The 19,964-nt window shown below is 70.1% G+C and carries 21 protein-coding genes; 15 read left to right on the top strand and 6 right to left on the bottom strand.

From position 1 onward, the window contains the following. Window positions 1-74 precede the first annotated feature (74 nt). The 9 genes from trpC (at window position 75) to AC1DU4_RS16800 (ending at window position 11,471) form a co-directional block, all read left to right on the top strand. Window positions 75-884: an indole-3-glycerol phosphate synthase TrpC gene (trpC, locus tag AC1DU4_RS16840; protein WP_477841667.1), complete on the top strand. Its 810-nt coding sequence runs from the start codon at window positions 75-77 to the stop codon at window positions 882-884. Window positions 885-998: 114 nt separating this feature from the next. Beyond that, the gene (trpB, locus tag AC1DU4_RS16835) at window positions 999-2,255 is read left to right on the top strand and encodes a tryptophan synthase subunit beta (protein WP_072845654.1); all 1,257 of its coding nucleotides are present in this window, start codon (window positions 999-1,001) and stop codon (window positions 2,253-2,255) included. Then, window positions 2,252-3,055, top strand: coding sequence for a tryptophan synthase subunit alpha (gene trpA, locus AC1DU4_RS16830; protein WP_477841665.1), 804 nt, complete (start codon window positions 2,252-2,254; stop codon window positions 3,053-3,055). The genes trpB and trpA overlap by 4 nt, the downstream gene beginning before the upstream one ends. Next, a complete protein-coding gene (gene lgt / locus AC1DU4_RS16825; RefSeq protein ID WP_477841664.1) occupies window positions 3,052-4,059 on the top strand; it encodes a prolipoprotein diacylglyceryl transferase in 1,008 nt (335 codons plus the stop codon). The genes trpA and lgt overlap by 4 nt, the downstream gene beginning before the upstream one ends. Window positions 4,060-4,382: 323 nt before the next feature. Beyond that, window positions 4,383-5,888 (top strand): glutamate synthase subunit beta, encoded by a 1,506-nt coding sequence (locus AC1DU4_RS16820; protein ID WP_477841662.1) that lies wholly within the window; start codon window positions 4,383-4,385, stop codon window positions 5,886-5,888. A gap of 138 nt (window positions 5,889-6,026) precedes the next feature. Beyond that, the gene (pyk, locus tag AC1DU4_RS16815) at window positions 6,027-7,445 is read left to right on the top strand and encodes a pyruvate kinase (RefSeq protein WP_477841660.1); all 1,419 of its coding nucleotides are present in this window, start codon (window positions 6,027-6,029) and stop codon (window positions 7,443-7,445) included. Next, a complete protein-coding gene (locus AC1DU4_RS16810) occupies window positions 7,446-8,348 on the top strand; it encodes an acyl-CoA thioesterase (protein WP_477841658.1) in 903 nt (300 codons plus the stop codon). 58 nt (window positions 8,349-8,406) lie between these two features. Continuing rightward, window positions 8,407-9,543: a cation:proton antiporter gene (locus AC1DU4_RS16805; protein WP_477841656.1), complete on the top strand. Its 1,137-nt coding sequence runs from the start codon at window positions 8,407-8,409 to the stop codon at window positions 9,541-9,543. A 74-nt stretch (window positions 9,544-9,617) separates the two neighbouring features. After that, the gene (locus tag AC1DU4_RS16800; protein WP_477841654.1) at window positions 9,618-11,471 is read left to right on the top strand and encodes an ABC transporter ATP-binding protein/permease; all 1,854 of its coding nucleotides are present in this window, start codon (window positions 9,618-9,620) and stop codon (window positions 11,469-11,471) included. A 44-nt stretch (window positions 11,472-11,515) separates the two neighbouring features. On the opposite strand, the gene AC1DU4_RS16795 is transcribed toward AC1DU4_RS16800, so the two are convergent. Beyond that, window positions 11,516-11,704, bottom strand: coding sequence for a hypothetical protein (locus AC1DU4_RS16795; protein WP_139191225.1), 189 nt, complete (start codon window positions 11,702-11,704; stop codon window positions 11,516-11,518). A gap of 298 nt (window positions 11,705-12,002) precedes the next feature. On the opposite strand from AC1DU4_RS16795, the gene AC1DU4_RS16790 reads away from it, so the two are divergent. After that, on the top strand, window positions 12,003-12,428 hold the full coding sequence (locus tag AC1DU4_RS16790; RefSeq protein ID WP_477841651.1) for a nuclear transport factor 2 family protein: 426 nt from the start codon (window positions 12,003-12,005) through the stop codon (window positions 12,426-12,428). 51 nt (window positions 12,429-12,479) lie between these two features. On the opposite strand, the gene AC1DU4_RS16785 is transcribed toward AC1DU4_RS16790, so the two are convergent. Beyond that, window positions 12,480-13,622 carry a glycerate kinase gene (locus AC1DU4_RS16785; RefSeq protein WP_477841650.1) on the bottom strand — a complete coding sequence of 381 codons (1,143 nt, stop codon included), beginning with the start codon at window positions 13,620-13,622 and terminating at the stop codon, window positions 12,480-12,482. 181 nt (window positions 13,623-13,803) lie between these two features. Between AC1DU4_RS16785 and AC1DU4_RS16780 the strand changes: the two genes are divergently transcribed. Next, the gene (locus AC1DU4_RS16780; protein WP_477841648.1) at window positions 13,804-14,787 is read left to right on the top strand and encodes an alpha/beta hydrolase; all 984 of its coding nucleotides are present in this window, start codon (window positions 13,804-13,806) and stop codon (window positions 14,785-14,787) included. A gap of 7 nt (window positions 14,788-14,794) precedes the next feature. Here AC1DU4_RS16780 and AC1DU4_RS16775 read toward each other — a convergent pair whose 3' ends face one another. Then, window positions 14,795-14,998, bottom strand: coding sequence for a hypothetical protein (locus AC1DU4_RS16775; protein ID WP_477841646.1), 204 nt, complete (start codon window positions 14,996-14,998; stop codon window positions 14,795-14,797). Between the two features lie 324 nt (window positions 14,999-15,322). On the opposite strand from AC1DU4_RS16775, the gene AC1DU4_RS16770 reads away from it, so the two are divergent. The 3 genes from AC1DU4_RS16770 (at window position 15,323) to AC1DU4_RS16760 (ending at window position 16,725) form a co-directional block, all read left to right on the top strand. Continuing rightward, complete coding sequence (locus AC1DU4_RS16770) at window positions 15,323-15,478, top strand: DUF6131 family protein (RefSeq protein ID WP_477841644.1); 156 nt, start codon at window positions 15,323-15,325, stop codon at window positions 15,476-15,478. Between the two features lie 94 nt (window positions 15,479-15,572). Beyond that, window positions 15,573-16,013, top strand: coding sequence for a hypothetical protein (locus AC1DU4_RS16765; protein ID WP_477841642.1), 441 nt, complete (start codon window positions 15,573-15,575; stop codon window positions 16,011-16,013). Next, window positions 16,003-16,725 carry a hypothetical protein gene (locus AC1DU4_RS16760; protein WP_477841640.1) on the top strand — a complete coding sequence of 241 codons (723 nt, stop codon included), beginning with the start codon at window positions 16,003-16,005 and terminating at the stop codon, window positions 16,723-16,725. Before AC1DU4_RS16765 ends, AC1DU4_RS16760 begins: the two co-directional genes overlap by 11 nt. Window positions 16,726-17,284: 559 nt before the next feature. On the opposite strand, the gene AC1DU4_RS16755 is transcribed toward AC1DU4_RS16760, so the two are convergent. Beyond that, window positions 17,285-17,743, bottom strand: a complete 459-nt coding sequence (locus tag AC1DU4_RS16755) for an SRPBCC family protein (RefSeq protein ID WP_477841638.1) — start codon at window positions 17,741-17,743, stop codon at window positions 17,285-17,287. 149 nt (window positions 17,744-17,892) lie between these two features. Here AC1DU4_RS16755 and AC1DU4_RS16750 point away from each other — a divergent pair, with 149 nt between their 5' ends. Then, a complete protein-coding gene (locus AC1DU4_RS16750) occupies window positions 17,893-18,960 on the top strand; it encodes a phosphatidylinositol-specific phospholipase C domain-containing protein (protein ID WP_477841636.1) in 1,068 nt (355 codons plus the stop codon). A gap of 63 nt (window positions 18,961-19,023) precedes the next feature. Here the strand turns inward: AC1DU4_RS16750 and AC1DU4_RS16745 are convergent, their stop codons facing one another. Beyond that, window positions 19,024-19,293 (bottom strand): hypothetical protein, encoded by a 270-nt coding sequence (locus AC1DU4_RS16745; protein ID WP_477841634.1) that lies wholly within the window; start codon window positions 19,291-19,293, stop codon window positions 19,024-19,026. Further along, window positions 19,286-19,924, bottom strand: a complete 639-nt coding sequence (locus AC1DU4_RS16740; protein WP_477841632.1) for a TetR/AcrR family transcriptional regulator — start codon at window positions 19,922-19,924, stop codon at window positions 19,286-19,288. The genes AC1DU4_RS16745 and AC1DU4_RS16740 overlap by 8 nt, the downstream gene beginning before the upstream one ends. Window positions 19,925-19,964 lie beyond the last annotated feature (40 nt).

The raw sequence follows: 19,964 nt of genomic DNA, 5'->3' as shown, positions 1-19,964 counted from the left end.
GGGCCAACTACGCTTGCCCAATCCGATGATTTACCTCACATCGTCGGTCTGCCCAGAAAGGACTCGGGACAAATATGACTGTTCTCGAATCGATTCTCGACGGGGTGCGTGCCGACGTAGCTGCCCGCGAAGCCGTGCTCGACTTTGCTGCGGTCAAGGCCGCGGCAGCCACCGCCCCCGCCGCGCTCGACGCGGCCGCCGCCCTCCGGGCGCCCGGTATCGCCGTGATCGCCGAGGTCAAGCGCGCGAGCCCGTCGAAGGGTGAGCTGTCCGGCATCCCGGACCCCGCCGAACTCGCACTCGCCTACGAGCAGGGCGGCGCGCGGGTGATCAGCGTGCTGACCGAGGAGCGTCGCTTCAAGGGCTCGCTCGCCGACCTGGACGCGGTCCGCAGGGCCGTCAGCATCCCGGTGCTGCGCAAGGATTTCATCGTCGGGCCGTACCAGATCCACGAGGCCCGGGCGCACGGCGCCGACGTGGTGCTGCTGATCGTCGCGGCGCTCGAGCAGCAGGTGCTGGCCTCGCTGCTGGACCGCACCGAGTCCCTCGGGATGACGGCGCTGGTCGAGGTGCACACCGAGCAGGAGGCGGACCGGGCCCTCGAGGCCGGCGCCACCGTGATCGGCATCAACGCGCGCAACCTCAAGACTCTCGAGGTCGACCGGGACACCTTCGCCCGGATCGGCCCCGGCCTGCCGAGCCACGTCGTCAAGATCGCCGAGTCCGGCGTGCGCGGGACCGGTGACCTGTTGGCCTACGCGGGTGCGGGCGCAGACGCGGTGCTCGTCGGTGAGGGCCTGGTGACCAGTGGGGATCCGCGCGCCGCCGTCAAGGAAATGGTCGCCGCGGGGGCGCACCCGTCCTGCCCCAAGCCGGCTCGCTGACCCGACCCCGGTGACCCCGGACCCGGAATGAGTCCGAGGTCACCGTTGGGGCAGACTGGACGGGTGACTGCAGACGATCCCGTACTTTCCGCCAAGGGCCGCGGCCTTCCCCGCATGAGCGCGGGTGTGACCGAGCGCAGCGCGCACGAACCCGACCAGGGCGGCCATTTCGGCGTCTACGGCGGACGCTACGTCCCCGAGGCGCTGATGGCGGTGATCGAGGAGGTCACGGCCGAGTACGACAAGGCGCGCGGCGACGACGCCTTCCTCGCCGAACTCGACCGCCTGCAGCGGGACTACACCGGCCGTCCGTCGCCGGTGTACGAGGCCACCCGGCTCAGCGAGTTCGCGGGCGGCGCGCGACTGCTGCTCAAGCGGGAAGACCTGAACCACACCGGTTCCCACAAGATCAACAACGTCCTCGGCCAGGCGCTGCTCGCCAAGCGGATGGGCAAGACCCGGGTGATCGCCGAGACCGGCGCGGGCCAGCACGGCGTCGCCACCGCGACCGCCTGCGCGCTGCTCGGCCTCGAGTGCGTCGTGTACATGGGCGAGGTCGACACCAAGCGGCAGGCGTTGAACGTCGCGCGCATGCGGCTGCTCGGCGCCGAGGTGATCCCCGCCGTCACCGGCTCGGCGACCCTCAAGGACGCCATCAACGAGGCACTGCGCGACTGGGTCACCAACGCGCACAACACCTACTACTGCTTCGGCACCGCCGCGGGCCCGCACCCGTTCCCGGTGATGGTGCGCGACTTCCAGCGGATCATCGGCCTGGAGGCGCGGGCCCAGGTGCAGGCGCACACCGGCCGGCTGCCCGACGCCGTCGCGGCCTGCGTCGGCGGCGGTTCCAACGCGATCGGCATCTTCCACGCCTTCATCGACGACCCGTCGGTGCGGCTCGTCGGCTTCGAGGCCGGCGGTGACGGCGTCGAAACCGGCCGGCACGCCGCGACCATCGGGGGCGGCACGCCGGGCGCGCTGCACGGCGCCTACTCGTACCTGCTGCAGGACGAGGACGGCCAGACCATCGAGTCGCACTCGATCTCCGCCGGCCTGGACTACCCGGGCGTCGGCCCGGAGCACTCGCACCTCAAGGACATCGGCCGCGCCGAGTACCGGTCGATCACCGACACCGAGGCGATGGACGCCCTCGCGCTGCTCAGCCGCCGCGAGGGCATCATCCCCGCCATCGAGTCGGCGCACGCGCTCGCGGGCGCGCTGAAGCTCGGCCAGGAACTGGGGGAGGGCGCGATCGTGCTGGTCAACATCTCCGGCCGCGGCGACAAGGACGTCGACACCGCCGCGAAGTGGTTCGGCCTCTTCCCCGACGACGACACCGACTCGAACAAGGATGGGCAGACGAAGTGAGTGCGCAGCAGTCCCGGCTCGGAGACCTCTTCGCTCAGTGCAAGGCCGAGAACCGGGCCGCGCTGGTCGGCTACCTGCCCGCCGGCTACCCCGACCTGCCCCGGTCGATCGAGGCCGTCGAGACGCTCGTCGCGGGGGGCTGCGACCTGATCGAGGTCGGCATCCCGTACAGCGACCCGGTGATGGACGGCCCGACCATCCAGGCCGCCGCCGACGAGGCGCTCACCGCCGGCTTCCGGGTCCGTGACGTGTTCACCGTCGTCGAGGCCATCACCAAGGTCGGCGGCAAGGCCGTCGTCATGACGTACTGGAACCTCGTGCTCAAGTACGGCGTCGACAACTTCGCCCGCGACCTCGCGGCCGCGGGTGGGCTCGGCATCATCACGCCGGACCTGATCCCGGACGAGGCGGCCGACTGGATCGCGGCCTCGGACAGGCACGGCCTGGACCGGATCTTCCTGGTCGCGCCGTCGTCGACCACCGAGCGCCTCGCCATGACCGTCGACTCCTGCCGCGGCTTCGTCTACGCGACATCGACTATGGGCGTCACCGGCGCCCGCGCCGCGGTGTCCAACATGGCACCGGAGCTGGTGGCGCGGGTGCGCGAGCACTCCGAGATCCCGGTCGGTGTCGGCCTGGGCGTCCGTTCCGGGGCGCAGGCCGCCGAGATCGGTGCCTACGCGGACGCGGTCATCGTCGGCTCCGCGCTGGTCACGGCCGTCGCCGAGGGGCCCGCGGCGCTGCGCGCGATCACCGAGGAACTCGCCGCGGGAGTCCGTTCGGCTACCGTGGCGTCGTGACTTCCACCGCCGACCTGCTTGCCTACATTCCGAGTCCGCCGCAGGGAGTGTGGGAGCTCGGCCCGGTTCCGCTGCGCGCCTACGCGCTGTTCATCATCGCGGGGATCGTCGTCGCCCTGTACTGGGGCGAGCGGCGCTGGATTGCCCGCGGCGGTGAGCCGGGCACGGTCCTCGACATCGCGATCTGGGCGGTGCCCTTCGGACTGGTCGGCGGCCGGCTCTACCACGTGGCGACGGACTGGCCCACGTACTTCGGTGAGGGTGCGAACCCGGTCGACGCGCTGAAGATCTGGCAGGGCGGCCTGGGCATCTGGGGCGCCGTGCTGCTCGGCGGCGTCGGCGCCTGGATCGGCTGTCGACGGCGCGGCATCCCGACGCCCGCCTTCGGCGACGCCCTGGCCCCGGCGATCCTGCTCGCCCAGGCGATCGGCCGGATCGGCAACTACTTCAACCAGGAGCTGTACGGCCGCGAGACCACCGTGCCGTGGGGTCTGGAGATCTACCAGCGGGTCAACGCCAGCGGCCGCGTCGACGCGCTGACCGGGACCTCGAACGGCGTGGTCGAGAAGGTGGTGCACCCGACGTTCCTGTACGAGCTGGTGTGGAACCTGCTGATCGTGCTGCTGCTGGTGTGGGTGGACCGTCGCTTCCGGATCGGACACGGCAGGCTGTTCGCGCTGTACGTGGCGGGCTACTGCGTGGGCCGGTTCGGCGTCGAGTTGCTGCGCGACGACCACGCCACCCTGATCGCCGGCATCCGGATCAACGTCTTCACCTCGGTGATCGTGTTCCTCGTGGCGGTGGCCTACTTCGTGCTGGCCAAGAAGGGCCGCGAGGCACCCGAGGACCTGCAGCCGCGGCATCCGCGTGAGCCCGTCGCGGCCGCATCGGCGGGGAAGACGGCGCCGGCCGGCGAGTCGGCGACGGCGGGCGCGGAGTCCGCGAAGGTCGCGCCGGGCGAGGCCAAGCCGGCGGGCGACTCGGGCGATGACCCAGCCTCCTGACGGCGGGCAGGGTTTCGAGTAACAGCCCCACAGCCGGCCCGCCTACCTCGGCGCGGATCCTGTAGACCCCTACGGTGCGGGCTCGGCGCGGTCTGGCCGGTGATCGACGGGATCGTCATGTTGGCCGGCGCGGTCCGGGACAGACAGGGTCGAAAGCTCCGGGGCTGACCGGCCGCCCGACTGCTAGAATTTCCGCACCCGAGTGTGACGCTCGGCGGCTCTTCTCGACGGTGGGCGGCCCGATCGGGCCGCGGCAATCCACCCGACACCTCGAACGATCCCTGCGCCACACCCGCCGGTCGGTGTGAGCGCGGAGGCGGCACGTGGTTGACCCCGAGGGCTTCATGAAGGTCCCGAAGCGGGACGCCCCGCGGCGTCCGGTTCAGGAGCGGGTGCACGACTGGCACGAGGTGTACGTCGAGCAGCCCCCGGCCGAGCGGGCTCGCGAGGTGTCCGCGCAGGCGAGCCGCTGCATGGACTGCGGAGTTCCGTTCTGTCACTCCGGTTCTGCGGGCTGCCCGCTCGGCAACCTGATCCCGGAGTGGAACGACCTGGTGCAACGGGACATGTGGTCGGCGGCGTCCTACCGCCTGCACGCCACCAACAACTTCCCGGAGTTCACCGGGCGGGTCTGCCCGGCGCCGTGCGAGAGCGCCTGCGTGCTCTCCATCGACGAGCGTGACTCCGGCGGCAGCGTGACGATCAAGTGGATCGAGAAGGCGATCGCCGACGCCGCCTGGGAGGCAGGTGTCGTCGCGCCGTGTCCCGCCGTCGTCCGCACCGGCAAGGCCGTCGCGGTGATCGGTTCGGGCCCGGCCGGGCTGGCCGCGGCCCAGCAGCTCACCCGCGCCGGACACGACGTCACGGTGTTCGAACGCGACGACCGGCTCGGCGGGTTGCTGCGGTACGGGATCCCCGAGTTCAAGATGGAGAAGTCGGTGCTCGGCCGTCGCCTGGAGCAGATGTGTGCCGAGGGAACCCGCTTCCGGACCGAAAGCGAGGTGGGCGTGGCGCCTACGGTGGCGCAGCTGAGCGCCGGGTTCGATGCGGTGGTGATTGCGGTGGGTGCGCTGCGGGCTCGCGACGACAGCCGCGTCCCGGGACGCGAGCTGGGCGGGATCCACCTGGCGATGGATTACCTGGTGCGCTCGAACAGGGAGTGTGAGGGCGACGGGCCGACGGCGGTGTCGGCGAGCGGCAAACATGTGGTGATCATCGGTGGCGGCGACACCGGGGCCGACTGCCTCGGTACCGCGCACCGGCAGGGCGCCGCCTCGGTCACCCAGTTGGACTACCACCCGGAGTTGCCGGCGGAGCGCGACGAGGAGCGTTCGCCCTGGCCGTCGTGGCCGATGGTGCTGCGTACCTCGCCGGCGCACGCCGAGGGCGGGGTGCGCCGGTTCGAGGTGGCGGTGCAGCGATTCGGCGGCAACGCCGACGCCCGGGTGCGTTCGGTGGTGGTGGCCGAGGTCCGGGTCAGCGTCGACGAGGACGGCCGACGTCGAGTCACTCCGGTCGGAGCGCAGGTCGAATTGCCTTGCGATCTAGCACTTCTCGCAATCGGTTTCGAGGGCGTCGAGCACGGGCCGCTGCTCGACGACTTCGGGCTGCGCCCCAACAGCCGCGGTGCTTTGTCCTGCGGACCGGACTGGCAGACCACCGCGCCCGGCGTGTTCGTGTGCGGCGACGCGCACCGTGGGGCCTCGCTGGTGGTGTGGGCGATCGCGGAGGGCCGCTCGGCTGCCCGCAGCGTCGACGCCTACCTGACCGGGCACTCGGACCTGCCCGCGCCCGTGCACCCGACCACGCTGCCGCTCGCGGTGTTGTAGGCCGGTCCGAGGGCTCGGGATATTGAAGGCAAATTCACCGCGACAATTCCGTGAATTATCAGTTAAATGATTTGGACCAATGGTCGGCCGAATGGTGGTGAATAGAGTTGCCGGTCCGCAGCGACTAGGCTCACAGTCGTGACTCGACGAACCAAGATTGTGTGCACGCTGGGACCCGCTACTGCGACCGGTGACCGTATCCGAGAACTCGTCGAGAGCGGCATGGACGTCGCCCGACTTAACTTCAGCCACGGCGAGCACTCCGACCACGAGGACAACTACCTGCGGGTGCGCGCCGCCTCCGAGGCCACCGGCAAGGCGGTCGGCATCCTCGCCGACCTGCAGGGACCGAAGATCCGCCTCGGACGCTTCGTCGACGGCCGCACCGTCTGGGAGAACGGCGAGGAGGTGCGCATCACCGTCGACGACGTCGAGGGCATCCACGATCGCGTCTCCACCACGTACAAGCAGCTCGCCAACGACGCGAAGCCGGGCGACCGCCTTCTGGTCGACGACGGCAAGGTCGGGCTCACCGTAAAGGCCGTCGAGGGCAACGACGTCGTCTGCGTGGTCACCGAGGGCGGCCCGGTCAGCAACAACAAGGGCGTCTCGCTGCCCGGCATGAACGTCACGGTGCCGGCGKTGTCGGAGAAGGACATCGAGGACCTCGAGTTCGCGCTCCGCCTCGGCGTCGACTTCATCGCGCTGTCCTTCGTCCGCTCGCCGGCGGACGTCGAACTGGTGCATGCCGTGATGGACCGCGTGGGCCGCCGCGTCCCGGTCATCGCGAAGCTGGAGAAGCCGGAGGCCATCGAGAACCTGGAGGCCGTCGTGCTGGCCTTCGACGCGGTGATGGTGGCCCGCGGCGACCTCGGTGTGGAGCTGCCGCTCGAGCAGGTGCCGCTGGTACAGAAGCGCGCCATCCAGATCGCCCGCGAGAATGCCCGCCCCGTCATCGTGGCAACGCAGATGCTCGAGTCGATGATCGAGAACTCGCGTCCGACCCGGGCCGAGGCCTCGGACGTCGCCAACGCCGTCCTCGACGGCGCCGACGCGGTGATGCTCTCCGGCGAGACCTCGGTGGGCAAGTTCGTCATGGAGACCGTGCAGACGATGGCCCGGATCGTCGAGGCCGTCGAGTCCGAGTCCACCCGCGTTCCACCGCTGACCCACACGCCGCGGACCAAGCGTGGCGTGATCTCCTACGCGGCCCGCGACATCGGCGAGCGACTGGACGCCAAGGCACTGGTGGCCTTCACCCAGTCCGGTGACACCGTCCGCCGCCTGGCCCGGCTGCACACGCCGCTGCCGCTGCTGGCCTTCACGCCGCTGCCCGAGGTGCGCAGCCAGCTGTCGCTGACGTGGGGGACGGAGACGTTCCTGGTGCCCGGGATGTCCACGACCGACGCGATGATCGGCCAGGTCGACACCGCGTTGCTCTCGCTGGGCCGGTACAACAAGGGCGATCTCGTCGTTATCGTCGCCGGATCGCCCCCCGGAACCGTAGGCTCGACCAACTTGATTCACGTGCATCGGATTGGCGAAGAGGACCACTAGGTGACTGACGCGGGGGCCGGAACACAACTCGACCGGTCGACGGATCTCGACGTTCTGCTCGACCTGCTCGACCTCGAGGAAATCGGCGAGGACGAGTTCCTGGGCCGGCATCCCGCGCAGGCCCAACTGGGCAGCCGCACCTTCGGCGGCCAGTTGATCGCGCAGTCGATCATCGCCGCGGGCCGCACCGTCGGTCCGGGGCGTCCACTGCACGCGCTCAACACGCACTTCATCCGTGGCGGCGACGTCAAGGAACCGATCGTGTACCGGGTGCAGCGGCACCGGGACGGCCGGGCCTTCGCGAACCGGCAGGTGACGGCGTACCAGGACGGCAAGGAACTGTGCGTCATGCTCGCCGCCTTCCAGGACTCGGGGCGCGGGCTCGAGCATGCCGTCGCGGTGCCGGAGGTGCCGTACCCGGAGTCGTTGCCGCCGTTGGGTGAGCACCTCGTCGGCTTCGAGGACCGGCTGGAGATGTTCGTCAAGGCGCTCAAGCCGGTCGACATGCGTTACGCGAACGACCCGGCCTGGATCATGAAGGGCACGGGGGACAAGCTCAACCACAACCGGGTCTGGATGAAGGCGGACGGCTCGCTGCCCGACGACCCGCTTCTGCACGTCGCCGTCATGGGGTACGCCTCCGACACCACGGTGCTGGACTCGATCATCACCACCCACGGCCTGTCCTGGGGCCTGGACCGGATCGTCGCCGCGACGGTGAACCACTCGATGTGGTTCCACCGGCCGTTCCGGTTCGACGACTGGACGCTCTACGCGACGGAGTCGCCGGTCGCCGCGGGCTCCCGCGGCATGGCCACCGGCCGGTTCTTCTCGCGGGAGGGCGAACTCGTCGCGACCGTCGTGCAGGAGGGGCTGATCCGGCACTTCCCCAAGAAGGGGTAGGTACCTCGGAGCGGCAGGTACCGCCGGCAGCCGCCGCGGGAGGGGGTGCCGGTCTTCCGTGAGCTTCGCCGCGCTCGCCCTCGTCTCCCTCGTGGCTCTGCTCGGGCCGGCACTGGCCGCGCGGCAGCGCTGGCACGTGCCGGTGGTGCTGGGCGAACTGCTGGCCGGGATCGTGGTCGGCGGCAGCGTGCTGGGCATCCTCGACGCCTCGGAGCCGACGTTCACGATGCTGGCGGACATCGGCTTCGCACTGGTGATGTTCGTCGCGGGCACTCACGTGCCGATGCGCGACGCGACCCTTCGGCCGGCGTTGCTGCGCGGCACCGGTCAGGCGCTGCTGGTCGGGATCCTCGCGGTGCCCGCCGGAATCGCCGTCGCGGCCCTGTTCGGGACCGGTCAGGCCGGGCTGTACGCGGTGCTGATCGCGTCCTCGTCGGCGGCACTGGTGCTGCCGATCGTCGACTCCCTGGGGCTGGGTGGGCCGTCGGTGCTGCGGATGCTGGCGCAGGTCGCGGTGGCCGACACCGCCTGCATCGTGGCGTTGCCGCTGGTGATCGCCCCGGACTACGCGCTCCGCGCGGCGCTGGGTGTGGTCGCGGTCTCCGCGTGCGCCGGACTGGTCTACCTGCTGTACCGGGAGTTGGACCGGCGCGGGCTCGGGGTCCGGCTGCACCGCCTGTCGGAGGACCGCAGGCTCGCCTTGGAGCTGCGGGTGAACCTGGGCATCCTGTTCGGTCTGGCCGCGCTGGCCGTGTGGTCGCACGTGTCGGTCATGCTCGCCGGGTTTGCGCTCGGCCTGGCCGTCGCGGCGGCCGGGGAGCCGCGACGGCTGGCCCGCCAGCTGTTCGGGATCACCGAGGGTTTCTTCGGTCCGCTGTTCTTCGTGTGGCTGGGCGCATCACTGAACCTGCGCGAGCTCGTCGACAACCCGTCCTTCGTCCTACTGGGTCTGCTGCTCGGGTTCGGTGCCGTGGCCGTGCATTCCGTACTCCGCCTGCTGGGCCAGCCGCTGGCGCTCGGGGCGCTGGCGGCGTCGCAGCTCGGTATCCCGGTGGCCGCGGCCACCGTCGGCACGCAACTGGGCGTGCTCGCACCGGGGGAGGCGCCGGCTCTGATCCTCGGTGCGCTGGTGACGGTGGGTATTGCCGCGGTGGCCGGCGGAGTTGCCGCCCGGCAGGGATTGACGAAGACCTGACACGCGAAGACCGCGACGGGTCTACATTTCGAAGGAATGCCACGCTCGCTCGTCCCGGCTGATCGGGGAGTCGCATGTCCGCATCGTCCGGCCTCGACTGGAACAACGAGGCGCTTCACAGCCTGATCTGGACGCTGGAGGCCTTCGCGATCACGGCGGTGTGCCTGTTGATCGTCGCGTGGCTGCTGGCGCGGCTGACCCGGTGGGGCCGGCAGTTCTGGCGGATCAGCGGCGGCTACTACACCGGCCGCGGCAGCTGGCGGGTGTACGCGCTGCTGTCGGCGGTGCTCTTCCTGACCGTCTTCGCGGTCCGGATGACGGTCCTGTTCTCCTACCAGGGCAACGAGATGTACACGGCCCTGCAGATGGCCGCCCAGGCCTACGCCCAGGGCGACACGGACGCGCTGGATCTGGCGAAGGCCGCGTTCTGGCACAGCCTGCTGGTGTTCGGGATCCTCGCGACGATCCACGTGGTGCGCAGCCTGGTCGACTACTACGTCGGTCAGGCCTTCGACATCCGGTGGCGGCTGTGGATGACCGAGCACGTGACCACCGACTGGCTGGACGGGCGGGCCTTCTACCGCGGCCGGTTCGTCGACGCGGGCATCGACAACCCGGACCAGCGCATCGAGACCGACATCACCAACTTCGTGCAGACCTCGCGCACGCTGTCGATGGGTGCGGTCGGTGCGCTCGTGAGCCTGGTGTCCTTCACCAGGATCCTGTGGGACCTGTCAGGCCCGATGACGGTGTGGGGCAACGAGATCCCCCGCGCGATGGTGTTCCTGGTGTTCGCGTACGTCCTCGTCTCCACCATCGTGGCGTTCTGGATCGGACGGCCGCTGATCCGGCTCAACTTCTGGAACGAGCAGCTGACCGCCAACTTCCGGTACGCACTGGTCCGGGTGCGCGACGGCGCCGAGAACGTGGCGTTCTACCGGGGCGAGGGCGTCGAACGCCACGGCCTGCTGACCCGGTTCGCCGCGGTGATCGCCAACTTCTGGCGGATCGTGTTCCGGACGCTGAAGTTCAGCGGCTGGAACCTCGTCGTCAACCAGATCTCGGTGGTGTTCGCATTCGTCATCCAGGCGCCGCGGTTCTTCGCGGGCACCATCACCCTCGGCGACATGACCCAGTCGTCCACGGCCTTCAGTCAGGTGCACGACTCGCTGTCTTTCTTCCGCGAGTCCTACGACGTCTTCGCCGGGTACCGGGCGAGCCTGATCCGGCTCAGCGGACTGCTCGACGCGGACCGGCACTCGCGCGAGCTGCCGACAATCGAGACCGCGGAACTCGCGAGCGCCCTGGAACTGAGCGGTGTCCAGGTGCGCCGGCCGGACGGGCAGTCGCTGATCGCCGACCTGAACCTGGCGATGGCACCCGGCGACACCCTGGTCGTGAAGGGGCGCTCGGGCAGCGGCAAGACGACGCTGCTCCGGAGCCTGGCGGCGATGTGGCCGTACACCGAGGGTGTGATCCGTCGTCCGCTCGGCGACGACACCCTGTTCCTCTCACAGATGCCGTACCTCCCGCTCGGGGACCTGCGCACCGCGGTCGCCTACCCGGGCACCCCCGACCTCCTCGACGACGAGGTGATCCGCGAGACGCTGCGAAAGGTGCAGTTGGGCAACCTCGTAGACCGCCTCGACGAGCAGGCGGACTGGGTGAAGATCCTCTCGCCCGGCGAGCAGCAGCGGATCGCGTTCGCCCGGATCGTGCTGATCCGGCCGAAGCTCGCGTTCCTCGACGAGGCGACCTCGGCGGTCGACGAGGGACTCGAGTACGCCCTGTACGACCTGATCCGCACGGAGGTCCCGGAGTGCATGCTGGTGAGCGTGAGCCACCGCAGCACCGTCGACCGGCACCACTCCCGGCAGCTCGAGTTGGACGGGGACGGACCCTGGGAACTGTCGCCGGTCCCTGCCTGACCTGCCGGGTTCCGGCGCCGACGAGATGCCGGTGCCGGCACGGATCAGGGGCGCCAGCCGTTCGGCATGTGCTCGTCGGCGAAGGCCAGCTTGATGCGGATCAGCTCCGACCGGTTCGGCTTGCCGGACTTCATCAGCAGCCCCTCGTGCGCGGCCTGCTGGTCGTACTCCTGGATCTGGTTGGCATCCATCTTCACGCCCACCAACGGGCGGACCGGCCCGGGCCTAGGCACGGGCATCCTCTCGCCGTCCGGCCACTGGCTCTGTCGTCGCGCTCAATCCGACCTCCCGAAGATCGTTACCGCCAACCAGTGCGCGGCGGACGTGCACTGGTGAATGCCTGGTGAACGGATCCTTGTCCTACGGTGACCTCGCTCGCCCTGCAATGTAGCGACAAAGGGATTACCAATTGCGGGATTGGCCGTAATTTCCGATGCGGGTGTACCCGTAATTGCCGGGCCGTCGGGCCCGCGATCCCGTGAGGTGGGAACCGACGATGTCCCGCAGGCGGTCGCGGGGCATGGTTGCGGCATGACCCACGCCGAAGCCGTCGTCGAAATCCAGTCCCTGCTCGCGCGATTGGCGCATCTCGCGGACGACGGGGAGGTCGAGGAGTACCTCGCCAACTTCACCGTCGACGCGGTGTGGGAGTCGCCGGCCAACCCACGGACCGGGATGGCTGCGCAGCGCCGCGCGGGCCGGGAGGAGTTGGGGGAGGGCGTCCGCGCGCGTCGGGCGGACGGTATCCAGGGGCCCGGCACGGCAACCAGGCACGTGCTCACGACCATCTCGGTCAGTCCGACCGGTGAGGATGTCGCGGAGGCGACGGCGTACTGGATGTTCTTGGTGGACACCACCACGGCGGTGCGGCTGTCGAGCGTGGGTCGCTACGACGACGTCTTCCGGCGGGTCGACGGACGCTGGATGCTCGCGCACCGTCGCATCACGATGGGGTGAGCCGGGGGCCGGCCGCACCGTGATGCGACGGTGCAGGTCCCTTGGTCCCGGTCATGATTCGCGTCGCTGGCCGATGGTGGATCGGGTCGCGGCGATCGTGCGGCCGATGCGGCGCAGCAGGTCCGCTGCATTCGCGATCGATCTGTCGAGGTCCGGCTCGAGTTCGGCGAGCGTGTAGGCCTTGACGATGCCGGCATCGCGCAGTTGATTCTCGGTGAGTGCGCTTCGTCCCGCCACCGCGACGACGGGCACACCCGCCCGGCGGGCTGCGGCCGCGACGCCGATGGGGGCCTTGCCGTGCAGACTCTGCGCGTCCAGCGATCCCTCCCCGGTGACCAGGAGGTCCGCCCCGGCGAGCACCCGACGGAAGTTGACGAGGTCGAGGACCGTCTCGATGCCGGGCTGAGTCTGAGCACCGAGGACGGAGATGGCGCCGAATGCCGTCCCGCCCGCCGCCCCCGCCCCCGCGCGGTCGCCGTCGTCGCGGCCGGTCGCGGCGCGCACGACCCGCGCCCACTGTGTCATCGCATCCTCGAGCGCGACGAGATCGCCAGCGCTCGCCCCCTTCTGGGGTGCGTAGACGGCGGTGGCACCGTTCGGCCCGAGCAACGGGTTGTCGACGTCGCAGGCGAGTCGGAACCGGGTCTGCGCCACCGCGGGATGGAGCCGGCTCAGGTCCACCCGCCGCGCGCCGCGCAGCGGGCCGCCGCCGCCCGTGACGTCGTTTCCCTCGGCGTCGAGTATCCGAACGCCGAGCGCCTGCAGCATCCCGGCGCCGCCGTCGGTCGACGCGCTGCCCCCGAGGCCGATGACGATCTCGCGAGCGCCCCCCTCCAGCGCGTGCCTGATGACGGTGCCGAGCCCGAAGGTGCTGGCGCCGAGCGGGTCCGGCACCCCGCCGGGGAGGGCTTCCAGTCCCACCGCCGATGCGAGTTCCACTACGGCGACCGATCCGCGTGCCGCGTACGAGGCCGGCATCGGCTGACCGGTGGGCCCGGTGGTGTTGACGAGGACAGGTGACCAGCCCGAGGCGACGGCGGCGGCGACAGTGCCGTCGCCACCATCTGCAACCGGAGCGCACAGGACCTCCAGGGTGGGGTCCCCCGCCACCAGTCCGGCGGCGAGGGCGTTCGCGACCTCGGCTGCCGTCAACGATCCCTTGAACTTGTCGGGCGCCACCACCACACGTTTCATGGTGGCCACTATCCAGCAGCAATTTCGACGATGCACCTCGTCCAGGCCCCGGGAGTTCGCGCAGATCACGATGGGGTGAGCCGAGGTAACGATTGAGCACAGACCTCGTCGCCGCACGCCGCCGGTAATACCGTGCTTGTCAGTGAGACCCAAGTTACTGATGTGACGGAGGTTGATTCTGATGCGCGAAACCCCGCGACCCCCACGGCGCTCGTTGCGCTCACTGGTGCTGCTCGTCGTCGCGGCGGTGGTTCTGCCGCTGGGAATCGCCCTCGGTAGCGGCGCCGTCGCATCCGCCGGACCGTACGCCCGGTTGCAGGAGGACTGGGTGTCGGCACCCGGCGGTGTCGGCCGGATCAAGGTCCGAATCTGGCTGGCCAGGAACGGGAGCAATCGCGCCGTCTACCTGCTGGACGGCCTGCGGGCCACGGACGACGTCAGCGGCTGGGAACACGAGACCAACGCCGCCTGGCTCTCGGACCACGGCGTCAACGTGATCGAACCGGTCGGTGGCGAGTCCAGTTTCTACAGCGACTGGTACGGGCCGAACAACTTCACCAACCAGTCCTACACCTACATGTGGGAGAAGTTCCTCACCGAGAACCTGCCCAACCACCTCGCCTGGAACTACGGCATCAGCCGGTCCCGGAACGCGGTGGTGGGACTGTCGATGGGCGGCAACGCGGCGCTGATCCTGGCCTCCCGTCATCGCGACCAGTTCGTCTTCGCCGGCGCCCTGTCCGGATACCTCAACCTGTCGGCTCCCGGGATGCGGGAGGCGATCCGGGTCGCGATGCTCGATGCGGGACAGTACAACGCGGACAGCATGTGGGGTCCGCCCTGGGATCCGGCCTGGTTGCTGCACGACCCGTTCGTACAGGCAGAGGGGCTGCGGGGGTTGCCCATGTGGATTTCGGCCGGCAGCGGACTGCCGGGCGATCACGACCGGCCGGTGAACCCGGTCGACTACTTCAACACGTCCACCGCGATGGGGCTGGAGGCCTTGTCGCTGGTGCAGACCCGGGCGTTCGAGGTGCGGTTGATGACCATGGGCATCGACTCCGCCCACTTCGAGTTCCCGTCCTTCGGCACGCACAGCTGGCCGTACTGGCAGGACCAGTTGTGGGCGATGCTGCCGGCGATGCGGGACGCGATCAGTCGGTGAGGCGGACTCAGCTGCTGGGCTGCGGCAGCGTGCAGTCCGAGATCTTCGGGTTCACGCCGAAGTAGTTCAGTGGTCCCGCGACCACGGTCAGCGCGATCGTGCCCGCGCTCGCGCAACTGGTCGCCGAGTCGCTGCTGTAGTACCCGCGTTGGCCCGCGGCGACGGCCCCGACAATCAACCAGCCCAGGGCCAGGATCGTGACGATTCTCATGACTGCTCCCGGGCGGCGAGTACGGGTGGGCCGGGCAGCGGGTCCGGCGTCGGTGGAATGGGGTCGGGCGGCAGTGGATCCGGAGCCGGGCCGGGTGGCACCGGATCGGGAATGGGACCCGGTGGTCCCGGTGGCTGGGGCACCGGTGGTTCGGGTGGCGGCGGCCCGGGCATCGGCGGCACCGGGTCGGGCTGGGTTGCGCGGAAGTCGGTCATGGTCCGGGGGTACCCGCCGGCGGGGCATCGGAAACGCGGCAGCGTGTTTGACTCGACCGCGGACCGGGTACCCGGTCAGTCGGAGCGAGTGACCCGATCGGAGACCGCCATGATCATTCTCGGAATCATCCTGCTCGTCATCGGATACGTCGCCGGGATCCCGCTGCTGTGGACGATCGGCATCATCCTGGCGGTGGTCGGGCTGGTGCTGCTCGCACTGGGTTCGGCCGGTCGTGCGGTGGGCGGGCGTCGGCACTACTACTGACGGCGGACGTAACTACTGAGGGCCTACGTACCGCGAGTCGCACCGCCTCTACACCCACGCCGTCCTCGCAGCGGGTGTGGCGAAGCTGCGAGCTGTGGGCCAGGCCAAGGGATTCGACGAGGACGACTACGCGCCGGCCAAGGTGCTCGGCCGGGCGATGACCGCGGCGCGCAAGGCCACACCGTTCCAGGGCCGTACCGATGAGCTGCGGCTGCTCGGTGTGCCGGCGCTCCCGGTCGACGCCGCCGCGGCAGTCGAACCGGAGGTGGCGGCGTTCGCCGAGGGCCTCGGGCGGCGGATGCTCGAACGCCTCGGCGCTACCTACAACGACCGCCGGGCACGACGGGCGGAAGTCCGCAAACAACCGCCCCAGGGTGACGAACCCCCGTCACGCGAGGGCCCACCGACCATTGACACGCCCGACGGGTTGTTGGGCGCGGCGGACCGGAGAGACAATCTCCGCGTGGGCGATGTCGGGGAGCTCGCCGGGATCGTGGGCCGAGATCGATGGCAGCCTCGCCGCGATGAGGGATGACGATCCGGTCCGGGAGATGGGTATGGGCGAGCGGGTGTCGACTGCGGCCGGTGAGTTGGCGCGCCAGCTGCGCCGCATCGAGGCCGCGCCGGGGTCCGACGCCGAGGTCGCGGACCGGGCGCTGCAGGCGTCGGGCCTCTCGATCCACGGCACCGTCGTCCAGCTCATCCGCAGTGCCCTCGACCACTTGGACATGGCCGGCCGGGACGCCGCGCACGAGTTCGCGCACCCAACCCTGGTCCGTTCCGCCATCACGACGGCGGCCACCGCGCTGTGGCTGATGGCCGGTCCGATCGACGAACAGTGCTATCGCACATTGCAGTTCGGCTATCGCGACCAGATCTACCGCCGTCAGTACCTGGAGACGAGCCGGGCCGGATCGCGCGAGTGCTCGGTCGCCGACGCGCGACGCGCGGAGCTGTTGGGCGCCGCCCGGACGCTGCGCTCCGGCCTGAGCGAGCGCCGCTTCCACGCCATCGACTCGGACAGTTTCATCGTCGCCCAGGCGGGCCTGCTGATGCCGCCGGACTCGCTCGGCGGCCCCGACCCGGCGATGGAGGTGCCCATCCAATGGAACCTGCTCAGCGCCTACGCGCACGGCCGGAACTGGGCGGCCATCGAGACGCACGACCGGATGGACAGCGCCGAGGTCGCCCTGGCGGTGGCGGAGGCGGCAGTGGCCCGCCTCGAACGACTCAGCGTCGCGCGCTGACGCGTGTCGCCGGGCGGGCCGAACGCGACGCCGCTCCGATCGCGCCGGCGCGCACGGGCAATCGCGTGGTCCACGCGCGACACGGGAACCTGGCGAACGTGATCCATCGGGGGAATCCCGATCGCGGCAACCGCTACGGCGAGGGCGTACCGGACAGCGTCGCAGACGACGAACCGCCGACCGGATAAGTGCGGCCGACGGTTCGGATGGCGATTCTGGGGCACCCGGATCGTCGCACGCATCGGGTGTCCGCTCACTGTCGGGCGAGTCGATGAATCGCCAGGAGGTTGAAGGGGGGCGTATTGGCCAACTTGAACCGGACCGGACAAGCAGCTCGCGATCCGGTAGCCCGGAAACCGGCCGCTGCCAGGCGAAACGTCATAATATCCATTATCCAGGGCTTCGCGCAGTTGTCGTTCCAGTTCCGCGGAGTCGGGCTCGCCGAGCCGGAGAACGTGGATTGCCTGTGAGGGGTCCAATGCGACGATGACCTCACCCTCACCAGCGGTGAGGCTGGCAGCCCGGGCGACGTAGGGGATGAGCAGCCGAGTGATCCCAGTCAGCTGTTCTCGGCGCGGGTCGCGATGTCGCGCAGGTCCTGCGTCATGGCCTTGGTGGAGGCCTTCATCCCGATCCCGCCGAACACCTTCATCATGATCTTCAGGAGCAGCGAGGATCCGGTCTCGGCGGAGAAGACCATCGTCAGATCGGCGCCCTCGCCGGCGGGGGCCAGCGTGAACGCCGTGGTGTAGTCGGTGCCGGACGAGTGCGCCTTGACCACCGTGCGGCGTTCCGGTTCCACCTCGGCGACCCACATCTCCTCCGTCGCCTCCTTGCCGAACATCTTGCGGGTCTCGCGCCAACGGGTGCCGACCGCGTATCCCTCGCCGGAGACGCGCTCGACCCGGGTGACGCCCGACAGCGTCTGCTGCGCATTGTCGAGGTCGGTGAGCACCGCCCAGACCTTCGCGGGTGACGCGGCGACGTGCTGGGTCAGTCGGATCTCGTTGCTCGCCATGGTTCGTGCCCTCCGATGCCTGACGCCGGTCGGGGGAATGACGACCGGGCGGCGCCGGAAGTCCGTACGCTGCTGGCTGATCGCCTCCCGCAGACCGAAGGTAGCAGCCAGTGATCCGTCGACTACGACACAGCGCCGCAGGCGTAGCCATGATTTTCGTCGCGTCGGTCGTCGCCGCGACACCCGCGGTCGCGGGAACGGGAGCGCCGCAGTCGGTCCCGGCCGGGTCGACCTACGCGGACACCACGTCCGTCGGCGTGCACAACACCTACGAGAAGACCGCCTACCCGTACCTGGCCGACGCCCTGGACTCCGGCACCGCGCTGATCGAGCTGGACGTCTGGACCAACTTCGCCGCGCCGGGTTGGCGGGTCGCGCACAACAATCCGGTGGGCAACGACAACAACTGCGCGGGGGCCCGGACCGCGGCGCAGTTGCGTGGCGGGCCCCGGGACACGGGGCTCGAAGGGTGCCTGTCGGACCTGCGGGCGTGGCACGACGCGAACCCCGGCCATCGTCCGGTCCTGGTCAAGGTGGAGATGAAGGACGGATTCAACGCGGGCTGTGGTCTCGGGCCGGACGAGTTCGACCAGTTCTCGGCCGGTTGTGCCACCCACGGACCCGGCGAGTTCGACGCGCTGGTCGGCGAGCGACTCGGTGACGCCCTGCTGCGGCCCGCCGACCTGGTCGGGGACTCCGGGCTGACCCTGGACGAGGCCGTGCAGGAGCGGGGATGGCCCACCGTCGACGAGATGGCGGGCAAGTTCGTGTTCGAGCTGATCCCGGGCACCGTCGAGGAGGTCAACCCGCTCGACGACCTGTGGACGGATCGCGAGTACGCCACGCACCTGCGCGACCTCGCCGCGACGGGCAGGCTGGCTGAGGCGGCCGCCTTCCCCGCGGTGCACGGCGCGCAGTCGGGCGATCCCCGTGAGACCCGATACGACCCGACGGTGCGACCCTGGTTCGTGTTCTTCGACGGCGACGCCTCGGACTACCTCGGGGGTGGCATCGACACCCGGTGGTACCGCGATCGCGGGTACATCCTGGTGATGACCGACGCGCACCAGGTGGCGCCGCCGATCGACGGTGTCTCGCCGCCCCAGGGAGTGGCCCTCGGCCGGGTCTCGCTGCTGGCGCAGCACTCGGCGAGCGTGGTGACCGCGGACTGGACGGCGTTGCCGAAGGTGCTCTCCGCGGTGTCGCCGCGCGGCTGAGATCGGCCGGGCGCGGGCTGACTGGGTCGCCCTCGCCGCCGTCGTTCCGCCGCTCCGCGACGGTCAGTGGGGGAGCCGGGACTCCAGTGTGCGCGTGAGGATTTCGCACGCGAGGTTCCAGCCGGCCGCCACGTCCGGGTTCAACGCCACGCCGTAGTCGGCGAGGGCCGGGGCCGCGAGATCGGCAATCTCGTCGTAGCCGACGCGCGTCTGCGCCAGTTCGATGACGTCGAGGAGCAGTCGGATCCGGTCGCCGTCGCCCATCGGCAGGCAGGCGCGGTCGGCCAGGCTGAGGGGCTCGTCGGTGCCGGCGGGACTGGTGGACTCAATCATGGCTCACCGCCGTTTCGTGCGTCGCCGCAGTGTCGTGCGTCGCCGCATTGTCGGGAGATGTCGCGGCGAGGGCCGCCCGGGTGGCCGCGACGACGCTCGCCCCGGCGGCCTCGAGGGCCTCCGTGCTGCGTTGCGCCCGGCTGAGCACGAAGCCGCCCTCGAGCCCGGTGATCAGGGCGAGGGTCAGCGATCGGGAGGTGGCCGCGTCGAGCCCCCAACGAGCGAACCGGGGGACCCCGGCCCGGACCCAGCCGTCGAACACGTCCGCGGTGGCCCGGCGCAGGGTGTCGTTGGTGCTCGCCACCTCGAGGGCGACGGTGGCGATGGGGCAGGCGTCGGCAAAGTCGGTCTCCACCAGGGTCCGGGCCGCGCCGGTGAACATCGCGGCGACGCCGCAGAGCAGGTCCGGAGCCGGATCCATGATCTCGGCGAAGAGGTCGGCGTACGTCGCGCCGGACGCGCGGATCGACTCGTCGGCGAGCTGCTCCTTGCCGCCGGGGAAGAAGTGGTAGATCGACCCGAACGGTGCGTCCGCCTCGACGGCGATCCGCTTGAGTCCGGTGCCCGCGTAGCCGTTGCGCCGAAGCAGCTCGGCGCTGCTGTTCATGATCCGAGTCCTGGTGTCCGGCATGGTGATTCCCTCCCTGTCGCGCGGTGGGAACGAAACGGCC

The organism is Rhodococcus sp. P4_F5 (genome assembly GCF_056401315.1).
Note: the sequence above shows the minus strand (reverse complement) of the source record. Positions and strands in the feature narration are given on the sequence as shown.

Coding starts and splice junctions, on each gene's coding strand:
- trpC (WP_477841667.1), top strand. CDS start 75: ATGACTGTTCTCGAATCGATTCTCGACGGGGTGCGTGCCGACGTAGCT.
- trpB (WP_072845654.1), top strand. CDS start 999: ATGAGCGCGGGTGTGACCGAGCGCAGCGCGCACGAACCCGACCAGGGC.
- AC1DU4_RS16800 (WP_477841654.1), top strand. CDS start 9,618: ATGTCCGCATCGTCCGGCCTCGACTGGAACAACGAGGCGCTTCACAGC.
- AC1DU4_RS16790 (WP_477841651.1), top strand. CDS start 12,003: ATGACCCACGCCGAAGCCGTCGTCGAAATCCAGTCCCTGCTCGCGCGA.
- AC1DU4_RS16785 (WP_477841650.1), bottom strand. CDS start 13,622: ATGAAACGTGTGGTGGTGGCGCCCGACAAGTTCAAGGGATCGTTGACG.
- AC1DU4_RS16780 (WP_477841648.1), top strand. CDS start 13,804: ATGCGCGAAACCCCGCGACCCCCACGGCGCTCGTTGCGCTCACTGGTG.
- AC1DU4_RS16775 (WP_477841646.1), bottom strand. CDS start 14,998: ATGAGAATCGTCACGATCCTGGCCCTGGGCTGGTTGATTGTCGGGGCC.
- AC1DU4_RS16770 (WP_477841644.1), top strand. CDS start 15,323: ATGATCATTCTCGGAATCATCCTGCTCGTCATCGGATACGTCGCCGGG.
- AC1DU4_RS16760 (WP_477841640.1), top strand. CDS start 16,003: ATGAGGGATGACGATCCGGTCCGGGAGATGGGTATGGGCGAGCGGGTG.
- AC1DU4_RS16755 (WP_477841638.1), bottom strand. CDS start 17,743: ATGGCGAGCAACGAGATCCGACTGACCCAGCACGTCGCCGCGTCACCC.
- AC1DU4_RS16750 (WP_477841636.1), top strand. CDS start 17,893: ATGATTTTCGTCGCGTCGGTCGTCGCCGCGACACCCGCGGTCGCGGGA.
- AC1DU4_RS16745 (WP_477841634.1), bottom strand. CDS start 19,293: ATGATTGAGTCCACCAGTCCCGCCGGCACCGACGAGCCCCTCAGCCTG.
- AC1DU4_RS16740 (WP_477841632.1), bottom strand. CDS start 19,924: ATGCCGGACACCAGGACTCGGATCATGAACAGCAGCGCCGAGCTGCTT.